The sequence below is a fragment of the Granulicoccus phenolivorans DSM 17626 = NBRC 107789 = JCM 15570 genome, assembly GCF_000423085.1.
GTDB lineage: Bacteria > Actinomycetota > Actinomycetes > Propionibacteriales > Propionibacteriaceae > Granulicoccus > Granulicoccus phenolivorans.
The window spans coordinates 21,196-36,509 of record NZ_AUHH01000044.1; the positions used below are offsets into that span (position 1 = coordinate 21,196).

Below are 15,314 nucleotides of genomic sequence, written 5' to 3' on the forward strand. Positions count from 1 at the left end.
GAGCCCGCGGCGCACCGCAACGTTGCGTACCAGCAAGGCCAAGTCCTACGGGGAAGCGTAAGCCGCACCGATATCGCGGCAAATCGGGGGTCGGCTCAGCGCTGGTCGGCCGACGACGGCCGGACCCAGCTCAACGCGACACCGGTCAGCATCAGGACCAGCATCACCGCGTAGGTGACGCTGAAGCCCAGGTCGATCGCCGCACGGCCGTCCGCGGACAGCCCGGCCGGATTGCCGGCCATGAAGGCGGCGCCCTGGTCCGCTGCCGCGAAGGCGAGGATCAGCGCCATCGCCAGGGCCAGGCCGATCCCGGTGGAGAACGTCTGCCCGGTACTGCGGATCGCATTGACCACCGACGCCCGCTCCTTGGGGGCGCTGGTGACGATGGTGCTCGAGTTCAGGGTCTGGAAGACGCCGTTGCCCAGGCCCAGGATGCCCAGGCCGATGATCACCAGCAGATCGCTGGCCAGCGGGACCGACAGCAGCATCACCGCCATCCCGACCGCGGCCACCACCGCGCTCACGATCGTGGCGGTGCGGTTCGACAGCAGGTTGCGCACCCGGCCACCGGTCAGCGAGCCGACGGTCAGCAGTACGGGGAAGGTCACCGTCTTGACCGCCGCCACGGCCGCGGAATCGCCGTGCATGCCCTGGAAGTAGAGCCCCACCGCGGTCACCGCCCCCACCCGCGGCAGCATCACCAGGAATCCCTGCAGCAACGCCACGGGGAAGTCGCGGCGGGCGAACAGCTCCGGATGCAGCACCGGATTGGCGACCCTGCGCTCGACCACCCGCAACACCGGAATCAACACCACCACCAGCACGATGATGGTCAGCACCACCGGGCTGGTCAGCCCGAGCGTGCCGGAGAGGCTGAGCGCCATCTGGGCACCGCCGAGCAACAGCGCCAGCAGCAACGACCCGGGCAGATCGAGCTGACTGCGTCGGCTTCCCGGTTTTCGGGTGGGCGCCGGCAGTCCCCGGAACGCCCACAGGCCGAGCAGCAGCGCCAGCAGGGTCACCGGGGCCACCGCCCAGAACAACCACTGCCAGCCCAGGGCGGTGGCGATCACGCCGCCGATCATCGGCCCGGTCACCTGCCCCAGCGAGAAGCCGGCCAGGTAGACCCCCATGGCCCCGGTCAGCTTCTTCGGCGGAAAGGCCAGCATCAGGATCGACACCGCCGAGCTCATCAGCATCGCCGCCGCCACGCCCTGGATGGCCCGCCCCATGATCAGCACCACGATGGTGGGACTGAATCCGATGAGCACGGTGACCACGGTGTACAGCGCCAGGCCGATCAGGAACACCGCCCGCCGGTCGAGCACGTCGGCCACCTGGCCGGCCGGGATGATCAGCATCGTGTTCATCACCGAGTACGCCATCAGCATCACCGTCGCCGCCACTGCGCTGGCCTGAAAAGCGGTGGTGACCGCCGGCGCGGCGATATTGAGCATGTTGGTCCCCGCCGACATCATCAGCGTGGTGATGAAGACGACGGCCAGTACTGTCCCCGAGCCGCGCAGCGGGCGCGAGGTGCCGCTCACGATTCCTGAAGCATCCCGACCCGCTGGGCAATGGTCGCCGCGGTGGCCTTGATCTTCTCCACCCACTGCAGCACCTGCTCCTGGGGCTGCCCCATCGGCAGCCAGGACACCAGCAGGGTGAGTCCCTCGATGACCGGCACCGCGATGGACCCGATGTCGTAGCTCTGGCCGGGGTGCAGTTGCTCGGCCGGGAAGCAGACGACTGCCCCGCTGATGGTCTGCCGCATCCGCTTCTCCTCGGCCGGGGTGAGTTGGCCACGAGAATAGCCCACGGTGGCCTCGACCAGGTCAGCGTACGACTTGTCGTCCGCGCGCACCGAGGCGGAGTACCCCAACTCGTTGACCATCACCAGTCGGTCCCGGAACTGAGCCTTGTCGTCCTCGCTCGGCTTGAGCGCCCGGCCGATCCAGGCCTCCTGCTCGGCCGGCGTGGAGCGCGCGATGACCATGTCACCCAGCGGGGCGATCAACGGGATCCGTCGCCCCAGATAGCTGGGGTTCACCACGCCGGGGGCGGTGGCGGTGGCCACGGCGGCCAGTTCGCCCTCATTCACCTTGGTGAGCAGGGTCGCCTCGACCCCCAGCCCGAAGGCCAACTCCTCCAGATCGGCCCGGGCCAGCTCGGCCTGGCGTACGGCGGCGGTGATGTCCTGCTCGACCCGAGCGATCAGCGACGGCACGATGAATCGGCCGTAGCCGCCCTGGAAGAAGATCAGCGGACCGGCCGGGTTCTCCACGGTCAGGTCCATCACGTCGCACAGCGCGATCCAGTGGTCGCCGGCGTCGACGACCTGGCCGAGCTTCACGTCGATCCAGGCCAGGCTGCCCACCAGGATCGGATCGCCCGACGGCGACCGGTCCAGCTCCAGGCCGGCCAGCTTGTCCTTCTTGCGCATGGCGATGGTCCGCCCGAGGCTCTCCTGGTCACCGGTCAGCACGTTGATGCACATGGTCGCGCACTCGCGCAGCCGCTCCCAGGTCCCCGAGGTCTTCATCGGCATGAAGGACACCATCGGCGGCTCGAGGGAGACCGAGTTGAAGGTACCCATGATCAGCGCCAGTTCCTCGCCATCGGGATGGACGCCGGTCACCACCACCACCCCGGTCGGGTAGTGACCCATCACTTCGCGGAACACCTGCGGATCGATCGCCACGTCGGTGGCGCTTGGCCGGACTGCCATGTCAGCTCCCATGCGTAGGCCGGCGAACGCCGGCGTTCGTAACGAGGTTCGGCCGCCCACCCGGTTCGCGGCAATGAGTTCGTCCCGACTCCCGGAACGGTACCGAAGACGCCCTCTTGACTTTCCGCGCATCCCAATCTGTAATAGGTACTACAGCAATTTGTAGTAATCACTACAGGAACTGAAGTGTTCACTACAGGCACATCCACCAACGATGATGGAGACTTCCGTGACCGACATCCTCGAGCGCCCCGTGACCGACCAGACCCTCGAGCGCCCCGCCGCGGGCAAGGCTCCCACCGGACGGAAGGCACGGCCCGCCAAGGAAAAGGCCCGTCCGGCCCGGGAGAAGGCGCCGGCCGGCAAGGAGAGCGACAACCCGCTCGCCTCGGTGAGCAAGGCGCTGATGCTGCTGGAGAGCCTGAAACAGGCCAGCGGCCCGGTCGGCGTCAGCGGGTTGGCCCGCAGCGCCGGGATGGCCAAGTCCACCGCGTTCCGGCTGCTCGCCCACTTGGAGGAGAGCGGCTTCGTCGAGCGCGCCGGCACGTCCTACGTGCTGGGTTGGCGGCTGTTCGAACTCGGCAACAACGTCGCCCCCTGTCGCCCGCACGGCCTGCGCTCGATCGCGGTGCCGCACCTGACCGACCTGCAGGCCCGCACCGGGATGGCGGTCCACCTCGGGGTCCTGCAGGGTGCCGAGGTCGTCCTGCTGGAGAAGGTGCACGGCGTACGCACGGTGACGATGCCCTCGCGGGTCGGCAGTCGGGTCCCCTCCAGCTGCACTGCCCTGGGCAAGGCGATGCTGGCCTACCTGCCCGCCGATGAGCTGCGGCAGGCGGTCACCGAGTCCAGCGACGAGCAGGGCCTGACCGGGCTGACCCGCTTCTCGCTGCGCCAGCCCGGGCGCCTGCTCGACCAGCTGCGGGAGATCCGCGCCGGGAAGATCGCCCATGAGCGCGAGGAGGCCCTGGTCGGCCTGGTCGCCGTCGCCGCCCCGATCCTGGTCGACGGGCGCGCGGTCGCCTCGATCTCGCTGAGTTCGGCGACCGGACAGGTCACCGCCGAGGCGTACGCCCGACTGGTCCAGCAGACCGCGGCGGCGATCGCCCAGGAGCTGGCCGGCCGGCACTGAGCCTCCCCACCCACCAGCACCCCACACGCACCAGCACCAGCACCGGCACCCGAACGGGCCGGACGGGAAATCCCCGCCCGGCCCGTTCGTTGCTCCGGAATGTGACTCAGCCGAAGTTCTTCGGATCGTCCGCGGCCAGCTTGACCATGTCACTGTGACCCCAGTACTTGGTGTCGGTGTACCAGGTCGGGGTCCAGGTCTCGTCGTCGATCAACAGACCGCCGGTGCCGAACTCGACGCCGAAGTTGGACGGGGAGTTCATGTAGAACGAGATCATCTTGTCGTTGGTGTGCCGGCCGAGGCTGTTGATCAACTGAGCCTCGCCGTTGAGCACCTTGTCGTGGGCGCGGCCGACATGGTCGATGTCCTCCACCTCGAACATCAGGTGGCCGATCGCCTGCGGCAGGCCCTCGACACCGCCGCCGAAGGCGTAGCTGTGGTGGCGCGGGTTGCAGTGGGTGAAGGTGAGCTTGAGCCCCTTCATGTCGATCCAGTCGCTCAGCCGGAAGCCCAGGGTGTCGAAGTACAGCGTCTCGTACGCCTTGACGTCCTTGACCAGCTGGAAGACGTGGCCCGCACCACCGGTCCCGGTGACGAAGACGTGGCCGAGCGGGGAGGCGAAGCGGTCCAGTGAATCGTGCAGTGCGTAGTGCAGTTCCAGGGTGACGGTGCCGTCGGGGTCGGTGAAGCGGACCATGTCGACCACACAGCGGTCGGCGATCTCCGCGGCGTCGGGGCGCTGCACGTCGTAGCCCAGGGCGCTGACCGCCGCGGCCAGTTCCTCGAGTTCCTGGGCCCCGGCGACCTCCCAGCCGATGTGGGTGATCCGGTCCTCCTCGGCCTTGTTGATCTCCAGCCGGTACGCCTTCTGGTCCATCCGGAAACGGATCCGGCTCTCGGTCCGCTCGGCGACCTGCAGCCCGACGATGTTGGTGCCGTACTCGTACCAGGCGTCCAGGTCGGTCGCGTTGACGATGGCATAACCCATGCTGCGCACAGCGGCCATGGTGTTCTCCTCTTGGGGTGATCAGTGGGCGACAGTGCCCTTTGTTCGGTCCCAGGCTGCGCCGGATTCCCCCACCGGTGACAGCGTGCCGTTCCGGGGGCTGGAACGGCGCTCACCGGTAGCGCGCTTTCGTCGCCCGTTCCGGTGGGCGGACCCCCACCCACGACGCGCCGGCCGGCGATGCGGCATGCTCGGGAACGCATCTTCCGACCCAGCGAAGGAACATCAATGGAGATCACCTACGAGTCGACGAGCAAATCGATCGACCTGCCCGACGGCACTCATGTGCATTACAACGAGGCCGGCGAGGGGCACCCGCTGATCCTGATCCACGGCTCCGGCCCCGGCGCGACCGGCTGGTCGAACTTCAGCCCGAACATCGCCGAGCTGGCCAAGGACTTCCGCGTCTTCGCGATCGACCTGCCCGGCTGGGGCAAGTCGAGCCCGCGGCCGGCGGCGGAGTACAACCACCCCGAGGTGGTCTCCCAGTTCATCACCGCGCTGGACCTCGGCGCGGTCGCCCTGGTCGGCAACTCGATGGGCGGCATGGTCTCCCTGGCGATGGCCGCGCGCCATCCCGAGCAGGTCTCGCACCTGATCACGATGGGCCCCGGCTCCGGCGGCGTCACCATCATGGATCCGGCCGGCGGCCTGAGCGAGGGCCTGAAGATCCTCTACCGCGGGTACGCCGACCCGACCCCGGAGAACTTCGAGCTGACCGTCGAGGTGATGACCTACAACACCCCGAAGGAGATCGCGATCCCGCTGTCGAAGCAGCGCGCCGCGAACGCCCAGGCCAACCCCGAGCACCTGAAGAACTGGCTCGAGGGCTCCGCCGGCGGCCCGCCGCTGCGCTACGGCGCCTCGGACCAGGAGCTCGCCTCGATCACCGCCCCGGCGCTGCTGGTGCACGGTCGCGATGACCGGGTGGTGACCTTCGAGCACACGCTGCGCCTGGTCAAGCTGATCCCGAATTCCCGGGCGTACCTGATCAACCGGTGCGGGCACTGGGCCCAGCTCGAGCACGCCGAGGAGTTCAACGGCATCGTGAAGCACTTCCTGCAGCACACCCCGGCTGCCGAGCAGGTGCTCACCAGCACCGGGGGCTAGGCCCCGGGCCCACCCCCAGCAATACCCGAACCGGGAGTGCACCAACTGCGCTCCCGGTTCGGTGTTTCGTACGCCCGCCGGTGCGGGATCACGTGGGGCTACGCCCCGGTGGCCGGCGCCGCCGCGACCCAGTGCTCCGCGGCCTCGCGCAGCCCGGCCCCGAGAAACTCCCCGGCCCGCGCGAGCGGCCAGCGCGGCATCAGGGCCTCCACCAGGAAGATCCCGTCGGAGGTCAGCAGGGTGACCCGGGACAACACGTCACCCAGGGCATCGCGATCAGCCTGCGCGACCTCGGGCAGTTCCTCGGCCAGCCAGGTCCGGAACCAGGCGAATCGGACGCTGAGGACATGGGCCCGGATCGCGCTGAAGCGCCGCCGGGCCGCCGAGTCCTCCCGGCGCAGCAGCAGGCCGTAGCCGATCAGGAACGCGGTCGGCTGGTGCCGCATCGAGGAGAAGCCGCGCAGCAGGGCCGAGGCCGGGTCGGTGGGTTGGATCCGGGCGCGGGCCTCGACGTCGTCCTCCCAGGCGGCGAAGGAGGTCGCCAGGGCCTGCTCGATCAGCGCATCGAGGTCCTTGAAATGCCAGTACAGCGAGCTGGCCGGCAGTTCGGCCCGCGCACACACCTTCGCCACCGTGGTCCCCGGGACGCCGTAGTCACAGATCGTTCCGATCGCGGCCGCCACCAACCGGTCCGCCCCGGTCAGCGCGGAGGGATCGGGATAGCGCAGCCCCTCGGGGGTCATCGCCAGCGGCTCCCCCTCGGGCAACGCCGCACCGGCGACGACATAGTGCGCCATGCCGACCAGCAGATCGGCCAGCACCAGGTTCTCCGCCGGATGCAGCGGCACGTCCTGGTTGGCCAGGAAGCGGCCGTCCAGCACACCGATGGTGACCCGGCCCATCACCTCACTTGCCGTCTCCAGCCGGGGGCCGGCGGCCATCCCGAGGTCGGTCAACACGATCCGCCACCAGTGCAAGAACTGGTCCAGGGCGTACTCGCGCCCGTACAGGAAGGCCTGCTTGGCGGCCACCGCGGCGGTGGTCCGGGGCAGCGCGACCACCAGCCCGACCCGGTTGTAGTCCGCACCGGTCCCCTCCTCGGCCAGTGCGAGCAGCGCCTCGGCCAGTTGCTCGCGCAGCGGCCGAGCGTCGGGCGCCTCCGGCCAGGGCCGGCTCCGGTCCACCCGCTTCTCGAAACTGTCCAGCAGGGCGGCGGCGACGAGTTCGTCCTTGTTGGCAAAATGCCAATAGATCGAGCTCGCCGGCAATTCTGTACGCCGGGCCAGCTCGGCGATGGTGGCGCCCTCGTAGCCGCGTTCCTCGACGAGCTCCAGGGTGGTGGCCAGGATCTTCGCCCGGCCCTCGCGGCCCCGGGCGTACAGGCGGCGCGCCTTCGGTGTCTGGGCGCCCCCGCGCCCGGTCCCCTCGGTCATCGCGACCAGCGTAGGGGACGCGACGGCCCCGCGCCGCATCCGGTTCGGGATGGGGCGCGGGGCGGTAGCTGCGTCGGTCACGGCTGGATCCGGGTGAGATCGGTGGTGACCGACCGATGCGGACACATCAGGCGAAGATGTTCAGCTTGCTGGTGTCCAGACCCAGGCTGACCCGGGACCAGCCGTCGTAGATCGGATGCTGGCTGTTGCAGATGTGCGCCATCAGCGTCTTGACATCGCGCAGCGCGGCATTGACCGGGCTGGTGTTCTGCAGCGCGCGGCCGCCGGCGTAGTTGAAGATCCGGTCGATCGCGTCGGCGCCGCGGCGGATCGCCCGGACGCCGTTGGCCCGGACGTCGAGCCGGGTCTGCTGGGCGATAAATCCGTTCGCCACGACCTCGTCGTAGAGCCGTTCCATGTCGTTGAGGATGGTGGTGCGGGCCGATCGGACGTCCGCGCCGGCCTCGCCGAGCTGAATCAGCTGGTAGACGTCCTCGGTGGACTTGGTGCCGCGGGTGTCGACCCGCTGCTGGAAGTTGGCGCGGATCTTCTCGTAGGCGTTCTCCAGGATGCCGGCGCTGGCGGAGTTGATCGCGGCGCTGAAGATGACCGGGAACGGCAGCTTGTAGAGCGGGCCGTGCTCGCCGACGGCCTCGAAGGCCTGGCCCCGCTCGAAGTCGAGCGGGTCGTAGACGCGGTAGCTCGGCACGAAGGCGTTGTCGACGATCAGGTCCTTGGACCCGGTGCCGCGCAGGCCCAGGACGTTCCAGGAATCGGGATCGAAGGTGTAATCGGAGCGAGGCAGCACCATGTGGCGCAGCTTCGGTCCCTCCTCGGTGGGCAGCAGGGCGCCCAGGATGGCCCACTCGCACAGTTCGCCACCGGAGGAGAAGGTCACCCGGCCGGAGATCCGGTAGCCGCCGTCGACCGGCTCGAGCATGCCCATCGGGGCGTACGGGGAGGAGACCCAGGTCTCCGGATCGGCCCAGATCTCCTGCCGGAGCTGGTCGTTGAAGCCGGCGATCTCCCAGGAGTGGATGCCGACCACACCGCCGACCCAGCCGGCCGGAGCGTTCAGCCGAGCGATGTCCATCACGGTGGCGGCGAACTCGGCCGGATGCGCCTCGGCACCGCCGAAGGTCTTCGGCTGCAGCATCCGGATCACGCCGGTGCTGCGCAGATCGGCCACGGTCTGCTCGGGCAGGTTGCCCAGCTCGGCAGCCTCCACCTCGCGCGCAGCGAGGCTCTCTGCCACCGGGGCGACGCGGGGACTGGTTCCGGGCAGGGCAGCGCCCCGGGGAAGACGTTCGATGGTTTCGGTCATGGCTGGTTCCTGTCTGACTTCGTTGTCCGGTCACTGGCGTGTCGTCGGCACCGGTCTGGTGGAAGAGTGCCCGGTGGGCTTGCACATCGATGGTGCGTCGGACGGGTCGGTGGCCGCATCGAATCGGTTCCGGGGAGTGGCACGGGGCGAAAATTGGCGCGACGGGGTCACCCGAGCGGGTCGGTCAACTCCCAGCCCCGGGTGAGCAGCCGGTCGATCGCCGCAACCGCCGCGGCGAGCCGGGCTGCCCGGTCCCCCTGCACCAGCAGCCAGGGCGTCGGCCCGGCGTCGAGTTCGTCGCGGAAGCGCTGCTGCATCGCCGCGCGAATCTGCGGGGTACCGTCCCGGGTGCCGTCATCGACCCAGGCAATCTCCGCGCCGGTGAGCAGGTAGAGATCGGGCCGCCGAGCCGCCGCGAGGTCGCGTACCGACGGGCTGGGCGTACCCAGGTAGCGCTCGTGCCACAGCGCGGTGGCCAGGGCGTCGGTGTCGGAGACGATCAGGGGCCGGGGCGTACGCCGCATCGCCGCCACCTCCTGCCGGGCGTGCTCGGCGGCGATCAGGTCGAACTCGCTGCTGTGCCAGGGCCCGAACGCTCCGGCGGGCCGGCGTACGCTCCACTCCCGGCCGTACTCGGGCACCCAGGGCACGCCATAGTGCTCCGCCAGGGAGCGGGCCAGGGTGGTCGAGCCGGTCGACTCCGCCCCCACCACGACCACCCGGCGACAGAACCACTCCCGCACCGGCGTCGGCAGCGCCCACCAATGGCCCGCCGGATCCGCCCGTACGCGGGTCCCCGACACCGGGATCCCGCGCCGACCGGGATCGACCCGCACCCAGTCGGCCCGCAGCCGCCGGGCGAGTTCGGCGCCGTAGTCGTCGCTGGTGAACACCGCGTCCACCGGTGCGGGCAGCAGGGCCTCGATCACGGCCAGATGCCGGTCCCAGATCAGCGGGTCGGTGAAGTCGTTGGGCGTCTCGTCGCGGCCGCCGAGCACCCGCACCCGCGGGTGCTCGGCGGCGATCCAGTCCGCGCGGAGCGGACCGGGGATCGACTCGACCGCGCTGCTGAGCACCAGCACGGTGACCTGGGCACACCGCGCCTCGGCCGCCCGGATGAGTTGTTGGTGGCCGATGTGGAAGGGATAGAACTTGCCCAGCACCATCCCGTGCCCGAACCGGTCGGGCGTCATGCCGTCACCCCCGCCGGGATCGGGTCGGCCACCCGCGCGGCGCGGCGCCACTGGCGCAGCCCGTACCCGGCGAGCACCACGAAGCCGGCGTACAGCACTGCGGTCAGGTACAGCCCCTTGGAGGTGTACAGCCCGACGTAGAGCACGTCGACCACGATCCACAGCACCCAGTTGCCGAGCCACTTGCGGTTCAGCATCAGTTGCGCGCCCAGGCTGAGGGCGGTGGTCAGGGCATCGCCCAGCGGCACCCGGGAGTCGGTGTGCGAGGTGAGCACCGCGTAGATGGTCGCGGTCGCCGCCCCCAGGAACGCCGCGATCGCCCACCAGCCCCTGCGCGGGGTACGCCGCACCACCAGGCGGCTGTGCTCCTCGCCGCCGCGCAGCCACCAGTACCAGCCGAGCACCCCGAGCACCAGGTAGACCACCTGCAGCCACGCGTCGGCGTACAGGCCGGCCCCGAGGAAGAGGAACCAGAACACGATGTTGTTGGCGATCCCGAGCGGGAAGTTCCAGATGTTGCGGCGGACCACCAGCCACACGCAGGCGGCGCCGGTGACGAATCCGGCGAGTTCGGTCCAGGTGAGTGTCCACCCCATTACAGCCTCCTTTTTGTCACACTGACCATAACCACTTAATGGTCACTTTGACAATAAGTGATTCCGACGCCCGCGCGGCAGGTGAGCACTAGGCTCGGGGCGTGGTCTACCGATCGGAATTCCCGGTCTTCGCGGTCACTGCGGACCTGGTCATCCTCACCCTGCGCGAACAGCAGCTGTGCGTTCTGCTGGTACGCCGCGGCGTCGAGCCGTACGCCGGGATGCTCGCGTTGCCCGGCGGGTTCGTGCACGAGAACGAGGATCTCGTCGATGCCGCCTATCGCGAGCTCGCCGAGGAGACCGGGATCGACCCGGCCCTGGTTACCGGCCTGGAGCAGTTGCAGACCTACGGCACGCCGGGCCGCGACCCCCGACCGGAACGGGTGGTGTCGGTCGCCTGGGTGATGCTCGGGGCGAATCTGCCGGACCCGGTGGCCGGGTCGGACGCGGCGGAGGCGCTGTGGGTGCCGGTGACCGATCTGTGCGAGCAGGAGCTGGCCTTCGACCATGCCCGGATCCTCAACGACGGCCTGGAACGGGCCCGCTCGGGCCTGGAGCATTCCGCGCTGGCGACCGCGTTCGTCGGGCCGGAGTTCACCGTGTCCGAACTGCGCGGGGTCTACGAGGCGGTCTGGGGGGAGCGGCTGGATCCGGCCAACTTCCAACGCAAGGTGACCGGCACCAAGGACTTTCTGATCCCGGTCAAGGGGCAACTCTCGCTCGGTCGGGGTCGGCCGGCGCGGGTCTACCGGGCCGGGCCGGCCACGGTGCTGCATCCGCCGCTGCGCCGGGCCTGACCCCGGAGCTCGCGGGGGTCAGCCGATCAGGGGTCAGCCGATCAGGCCGGCCGAGCGGGCCGCGGCGACCGCAGCGGTACGCGAGTCGACCCCGAGTTTGGTGAAGGCATGGTTGAGATGGGTCTTCACCGTCGCCTCGGAGACGAACATCGCCCGGGCGACCTCCCGGTTCGACATTCCCCCGGCGACCAGGGCGAGCGCCTCGAGTTCGCGGTCGCTGAGCCCGGCGCGGCGAGTCCGCATCGTCTCGATCACCCGCTGGTTCATCGTGTCGCTGTAGATCCGCTCCCCGCCCGCGGCCCCGACGATCGCGGCCACGAGCTGGTCGGGGTCGGCGTCCTTGAGCAGGTAACCGGCCGCGCCCGCCTCGACGGCCCGGACGATGTCGGCGTCGTGGTCGTAGGTGGTCAGGATCAGCACCGCGGGGGCGTCCGGACCGGCGGCGCGCAGCGTACGCGTCACCCCGACGCCGTCCAGGCCGGCGCCCAGCCGCAGGTCGCAGAGCACCACGTCGGGGCCCTGCTCGGCGACCACGGCCAGCGCGGCCGCGCCGGAGTCGGCCTCAGCGACCACGATGAGCTCGGGGCGGGCGTCCAGCAGGGCGTGCAGCCCGGCGCGCACGATCGAGTGGTCGTCGACGATGACGACCCGGATCGGCCCGGACCGGTCGGCCCCGGGGGCGGGTGATGGGTCGCTCATCGGGATCCTCCCGGGGCAGTGCTGGGCAGCGGAATGTGGGCCGACAGCGCGGTGCCCTCCCCGGGGGCGGATTCCAGCTCGAGCCCACCGCCCAGTTCCCGCAGCCGGGCCCGGGTGGAGGGCAGCCCGTAGCCGCCCGACCACGGCGAGACCGGCCGCTGATCCAGCCCGTTCGGGTCGAAGCCGACGCCGTCGTCGACGATGTCCAGGCGAACCTCGTCCTCCACGTTGGCCAGTGAGACCACCGCCCGGGTCGCCCCGGCGTGCGAGCGGACGTTCGCCAGCGCGCCCTGGGCGGTACGCAGCAGGGCGACCTCGATCGCGGTCGGGAGGGCAGCCAGGTCGCCGTCCAGCCGCAGTTCGGCGGCCACCCCGGTCTCGGCACCGAACGTGTCGACCAGGCGACGCAGCGCCGCCGGGAGCGACCCCTCGGCGAGATCTGCCGGCGCCAGCGCGGCGACCACCCGGCGGGCCTCGGTGAGGTTGTCCGCGGCGGTGGCCTCGATCCGGGCGACGATGTCGCGGACCCCCGGCTCGTCGGTGCCCCGGGCCGATCGGGCGAGCAGCACGATCGAGGAGAAGCCCTGCGCCAGGGTGTCGTGGATGTCGCGGGACAGCCGGGTCCGCTCGGCCAGGGCGCCGGCCGCGCGCTGGGCCTCGGCGAGTTCGCCGGAGAGTTGCTCGGTCTCGGCCTGGGCGGCGACCAGGGAGTCGATCAAGACCTGCCGTTCCCGGCCCTCCCGGGCCAGTTCGGCCTGACCGCGCGACATCACCAGGGCAAACACCGCGCCGATCACCGGACCGACCACTTCGGCCAACTGCAGCCCGCCACGGTTCAGCAGGGGCGCGCCGATCACCACGAGCAGGGTGAGCGCGGTGTAGCCCACCGCTCGGGCCCCGGGCAGGGAGTGGCCGGCGAGCATCCACAGTCCGAAGGCGAGCCACACCATGTGCGGGGAGACCACGACCAGGCCGATCCAGATCAGCGTGAGCACCCCCAGCCACAGCCCGGGCCGGACCCGCTCGGCGCGGGTGCCGACCAGGTACCAGGCCGCGAAGGCGACCAGCAGCGGGACCAACAGCACCGCCGGGGCGCCGTCGAGCAGGGAGCGGGTCAGGCACACCACCGACAGCAGAATCAGCAGGCCGTGCTGGAGCCACCCGAGGATCCGGATCACCGACGTCATACCCCGACGTTAGGCGTTCAGGCCGGGGTCGGCACCGTGTCCCGGGGCTGTCCCTGCCGGGCCTTGAGCGTACGCCCGAGCGCGACGAAGAAGATGATGAAGCCCGCGGTCAGGGTCATGTGGCCCAGGCCGGAGATGCCGGCGATCATCGGGCTGGTGGCCAGGGCGTTGCCGCTGACCTGCAGGATGCCCTTGGTCAGCATGCCGAGGGTGGCGATCGCCAGGCCGATGTTCCAGACCCAGACGAAGACCCGGAACGCGCCCCGCTCCGCCAGCGCGGGCAGGGCCAGCGCCAGGGCGAGGGCGACCAGCAGGACGATGGTGCCCAGGGTGAGGGCGTGGGTGTGCACGACGGCGAGCTGGGTCCCGCCGGGGACGCCGTTGAGTTTGGTGAACTCGCGGTAGAACAGGCCGCTGGCCAGGCCGAACGCGGTCCACAGGGCAGCCCAACGGTAGAGGGCGGTGGTCATTTCAGTACCTTTCGGAGACGACACGGCGACGCTATGCCGCCGGCCCGGGTCGGCGACACCGCGCGACCTCCACCCTTCGGTTGATTATCGGGCCCGGCGATAGGTGAGCCGGCGCAGCAGCACCTCGGCCGGTCCCCGGCGGCCGGCCCGGGACAGCGCGTACGCCAGCAGCACCGACACCAGCCAGGTGACCAGCGCGATCCCGGCCGCGGCGGCAGCGCCGATCCACCCGCCCAGCGCCAGCCCCCAGGCACTCAGCAACGGGGCGAAGATCACCGACTGGAACAGGTAGCCACTCAACGAGCGCTGCCCCAGCGCGGCGACCGCCCGCACCGGGGCGGACTGCCGGTCCTGCAGTCGCTGGCCGAGCAGGGCGAATCCGGCGACGTAGCCGAGGCCGCCGGCCAGCCCGGTCAGCGCAACCAGCCCGGAAAAGGCCCAGGCCGGCGCCGCCAGGACGCCGAGGTGCGCCAGCGCGGTCGGGAGCGCACCCAGCCAGGCGACCGGGATCCCGATCGCCGCGGTGGCGATCAGCAGGCGTCGGTAGCGTCGCTGCACCAACCAGCCCTGCCGGGCGGCGATCCAGCCGAGCAGGATCGCCGGCATGATCGGGGTGGTCAGCGCCCCGGTCAGGGTTCCCGAGAGCCACGCCTGGAACCGGAGCGCCATCGAGGCCGGATAACTCGGCTCGGCCACCGGCGCAAAGGTCGAGCGCGCCGCCGCGACGAGCTCGGGGGTCAGCGGGGTGGTCAGCCCGCCCGCCAGGACCGCGCCGGCGTACAGCGCCAGAAAGCCCAGGTAGATCGCGGCGAACAGTCCGATCTGCTTGTTGTCGCGCTCGAACAGGGCAGCCATCAGGATCAGCCCGCACAGGCCGTAGGTGCCCAGGATGTCCCCGGCGAACAGCAGCAGCGCGTGCACCGCCCCGAACCCGATCAGCCACAGGTGCCGGTCGGTGAGCATCCGGCGGACCACCGGCAGCGCGACCCCGTGCTCGAGGCGGCTGCGCCGGAACTGGACCATCCCGACGCCGAACAGGAAGGCGAACATCGGGTAGATCCGCCCGTCGATCGCGATGATCCCGGCCACCGAGACCAGCTGGTCGGCCCGGGTCCCGCCGAGCGGGCGGACCAGTCCCCCGGTTTCCCGCCCGTACAGGAAGCCGGGCACATTGGCCAGCGCGATGAACAGCAGCATCAGCCCGCGGGCCAGATCGGGGGCCAGTTCGCGGGTGTACGCGGGCCGGACGTCGGGGACCGAGGATTCCGGGGAAGCCGATTCCGGGAAAGCGGTCATGCTGGGCACCTTACAAGTCGATTCGTCGGCGGTAGTGTGCCGTCATGGGTGAACAACCTCTCCAGCGACTGCGGATGGCAGTCCTGATGACTCCCGGGATGGCAAATTTCTCCAACGGCGTCCTCGGTGGCGCGATCCTCAAGCTGCTCGACGAGGTGGCCTACGCCTGCGCCAGCCGGTACGCCGGTCACTATGCGGTCACCCTCTCGGTGGACCAGGTCATCTTCCGCGAACCGATCCACGTCGGCGAACTGGTCACCTTCGCCGCCTCGGTCAACTACACCGGCCGCACCTCGATGGAAGTCGGCATCCGGGTCACCGCCGAGGACATCCAGACCCGCAA

Annotated in this window: 15 protein-coding genes; 4 read left to right on the forward strand and 11 right to left on the reverse strand. The window is 70.3% G+C overall.

Annotation, left to right across the window (positions count from 1 at the left end):
- Positions 1 to 95: 95 nt before the first annotated feature.
- Together G531_RS0115545 and G531_RS23190 are read right to left on the reverse strand one after the other, a co-directional pair.
- Positions 96 to 1,547, reverse strand: a complete 1,452-nt coding sequence (locus tag G531_RS0115545; RefSeq protein ID WP_026927942.1) for an MFS transporter — start codon at positions 1,545 to 1,547, stop codon at positions 96 to 98.
- Positions 1,544 to 2,728: a flavin reductase family protein gene (locus G531_RS23190; protein ID WP_051215586.1), complete on the reverse strand. Its 1,185-nt coding sequence runs from the start codon at positions 2,726 to 2,728 to the stop codon at positions 1,544 to 1,546. The genes G531_RS0115545 and G531_RS23190 overlap by 4 nt, the downstream gene beginning before the upstream one ends.
- 229 nt (positions 2,729 to 2,957) lie before the next feature.
- On the opposite strand from G531_RS23190, the gene G531_RS23195 reads away from it, so the two are divergent.
- On the forward strand, positions 2,958 to 3,860 hold the full coding sequence (locus tag G531_RS23195; protein WP_145978620.1) for an IclR family transcriptional regulator: 903 nt from the start codon (positions 2,958 to 2,960) through the stop codon (positions 3,858 to 3,860).
- A 106-nt stretch (positions 3,861 to 3,966) separates the two neighbouring features.
- On the opposite strand, the gene G531_RS0115560 is transcribed toward G531_RS23195, so the two are convergent.
- Positions 3,967 to 4,866 carry a VOC family protein gene (locus G531_RS0115560; protein ID WP_026927943.1) on the reverse strand — a complete coding sequence of 300 codons (900 nt, stop codon included), beginning with the start codon at positions 4,864 to 4,866 and terminating at the stop codon, positions 3,967 to 3,969.
- Positions 4,867 to 5,094: 228 nt separating this feature from the next.
- Between G531_RS0115560 and G531_RS23200 the strand changes: the two genes are divergently transcribed.
- Complete coding sequence (locus G531_RS23200) at positions 5,095 to 5,976, forward strand: alpha/beta fold hydrolase (protein WP_035759297.1); 882 nt, start codon at positions 5,095 to 5,097, stop codon at positions 5,974 to 5,976.
- A 98-nt stretch (positions 5,977 to 6,074) separates the two neighbouring features.
- Here G531_RS23200 and G531_RS24825 read toward each other — a convergent pair whose 3' ends face one another.
- The 4 genes from G531_RS24825 to pnuC form a co-directional block, all read right to left on the reverse strand.
- Positions 6,075 to 7,490, reverse strand: a complete 1,416-nt coding sequence (locus G531_RS24825) for a TetR/AcrR family transcriptional regulator (RefSeq protein ID WP_051215588.1) — start codon at positions 7,488 to 7,490, stop codon at positions 6,075 to 6,077.
- 46 nt (positions 7,491 to 7,536) lie between these two features.
- Positions 7,537 to 8,733 (reverse strand): acyl-CoA dehydrogenase family protein, encoded by a 1,197-nt coding sequence (locus tag G531_RS0115575; RefSeq protein ID WP_051215589.1) that lies wholly within the window; start codon positions 8,731 to 8,733, stop codon positions 7,537 to 7,539.
- Positions 8,734 to 8,900: 167 nt separating this feature from the next.
- On the reverse strand, positions 8,901 to 9,926 hold the full coding sequence (locus G531_RS23210) for an AAA family ATPase (protein WP_035759321.1): 1,026 nt from the start codon (positions 9,924 to 9,926) through the stop codon (positions 8,901 to 8,903).
- Positions 9,923 to 10,522 carry a nicotinamide riboside transporter PnuC gene (gene pnuC, locus G531_RS0115585; RefSeq protein WP_026927945.1) on the reverse strand — a complete coding sequence of 200 codons (600 nt, stop codon included), beginning with the start codon at positions 10,520 to 10,522 and terminating at the stop codon, positions 9,923 to 9,925. Before pnuC ends, G531_RS23210 begins: the two co-directional genes overlap by 4 nt.
- A 101-nt stretch (positions 10,523 to 10,623) precedes the next feature.
- On the opposite strand from pnuC, the gene G531_RS0115590 reads away from it, so the two are divergent.
- Complete coding sequence (locus G531_RS0115590; protein WP_026927946.1) at positions 10,624 to 11,319, forward strand: NUDIX hydrolase; 696 nt, start codon at positions 10,624 to 10,626, stop codon at positions 11,317 to 11,319.
- 33 nt (positions 11,320 to 11,352) lie between these two features.
- On the opposite strand, the gene G531_RS0115595 is transcribed toward G531_RS0115590, so the two are convergent.
- The 4 genes from G531_RS0115595 to G531_RS0115610 form a co-directional block, all read right to left on the reverse strand.
- Complete coding sequence (locus G531_RS0115595; protein WP_051215590.1) at positions 11,353 to 12,018, reverse strand: response regulator; 666 nt, start codon at positions 12,016 to 12,018, stop codon at positions 11,353 to 11,355.
- A complete protein-coding gene (locus G531_RS23215; protein ID WP_035759299.1) occupies positions 12,015 to 13,205 on the reverse strand; it encodes a sensor histidine kinase in 1,191 nt (396 codons plus the stop codon). The genes G531_RS0115595 and G531_RS23215 overlap by 4 nt, the downstream gene beginning before the upstream one ends.
- A 17-nt stretch (positions 13,206 to 13,222) precedes the next feature.
- Positions 13,223 to 13,675 carry a DUF2871 domain-containing protein gene (locus G531_RS23220; RefSeq protein ID WP_035759302.1) on the reverse strand — a complete coding sequence of 151 codons (453 nt, stop codon included), beginning with the start codon at positions 13,673 to 13,675 and terminating at the stop codon, positions 13,223 to 13,225.
- A gap of 84 nt (positions 13,676 to 13,759) precedes the next feature.
- Positions 13,760 to 14,971, reverse strand: coding sequence for a DUF418 domain-containing protein (locus G531_RS0115610; RefSeq protein WP_026927948.1), 1,212 nt, complete (start codon positions 14,969 to 14,971; stop codon positions 13,760 to 13,762).
- 44 nt (positions 14,972 to 15,015) lie between these two features.
- On the opposite strand from G531_RS0115610, the gene G531_RS0115615 reads away from it, so the two are divergent.
- A partial coding sequence (locus G531_RS0115615) for an acyl-CoA thioesterase (RefSeq protein WP_035759322.1) occupies positions 15,016 to 15,314 on the forward strand: 299 nt, incomplete at its 3' end.

Bases quoted from the DNA above. Each gene is read 5' to 3' on its own strand.
- G531_RS23200 (WP_035759297.1), top strand. From the start codon at position 5,095: ATGGAGATCACCTACGAGTCGACGAGCAAATCGATCGACCTGCCCGAC.
- G531_RS0115560 (WP_026927943.1), bottom strand. From the start codon at position 4,866: ATGGCCGCTGTGCGCAGCATGGGTTATGCCATCGTCAACGCGACCGAC.
- G531_RS23215 (WP_035759299.1), bottom strand. From the start codon at position 13,205: ATGACGTCGGTGATCCGGATCCTCGGGTGGCTCCAGCACGGCCTGCTG.
- G531_RS0115595 (WP_051215590.1), bottom strand. From the start codon at position 12,018: ATGAGCGACCCATCACCCGCCCCCGGGGCCGACCGGTCCGGGCCGATC.
- pnuC (WP_026927945.1), bottom strand. From the start codon at position 10,522: ATGGGGTGGACACTCACCTGGACCGAACTCGCCGGATTCGTCACCGGC.
- G531_RS0115575 (WP_051215589.1), bottom strand. From the start codon at position 8,733: ATGACCGAAACCATCGAACGTCTTCCCCGGGGCGCTGCCCTGCCCGGA.
- G531_RS23190 (WP_051215586.1), bottom strand. From the start codon at position 2,728: ATGGCAGTCCGGCCAAGCGCCACCGACGTGGCGATCGATCCGCAGGTG.
- G531_RS23210 (WP_035759321.1), bottom strand. From the start codon at position 9,926: ATGACGCCCGACCGGTTCGGGCACGGGATGGTGCTGGGCAAGTTCTAT.
- G531_RS23220 (WP_035759302.1), bottom strand. From the start codon at position 13,675: ATGACCACCGCCCTCTACCGTTGGGCTGCCCTGTGGACCGCGTTCGGC.
- G531_RS0115610 (WP_026927948.1), bottom strand. From the start codon at position 14,971: ATGACCGCTTTCCCGGAATCGGCTTCCCCGGAATCCTCGGTCCCCGAC.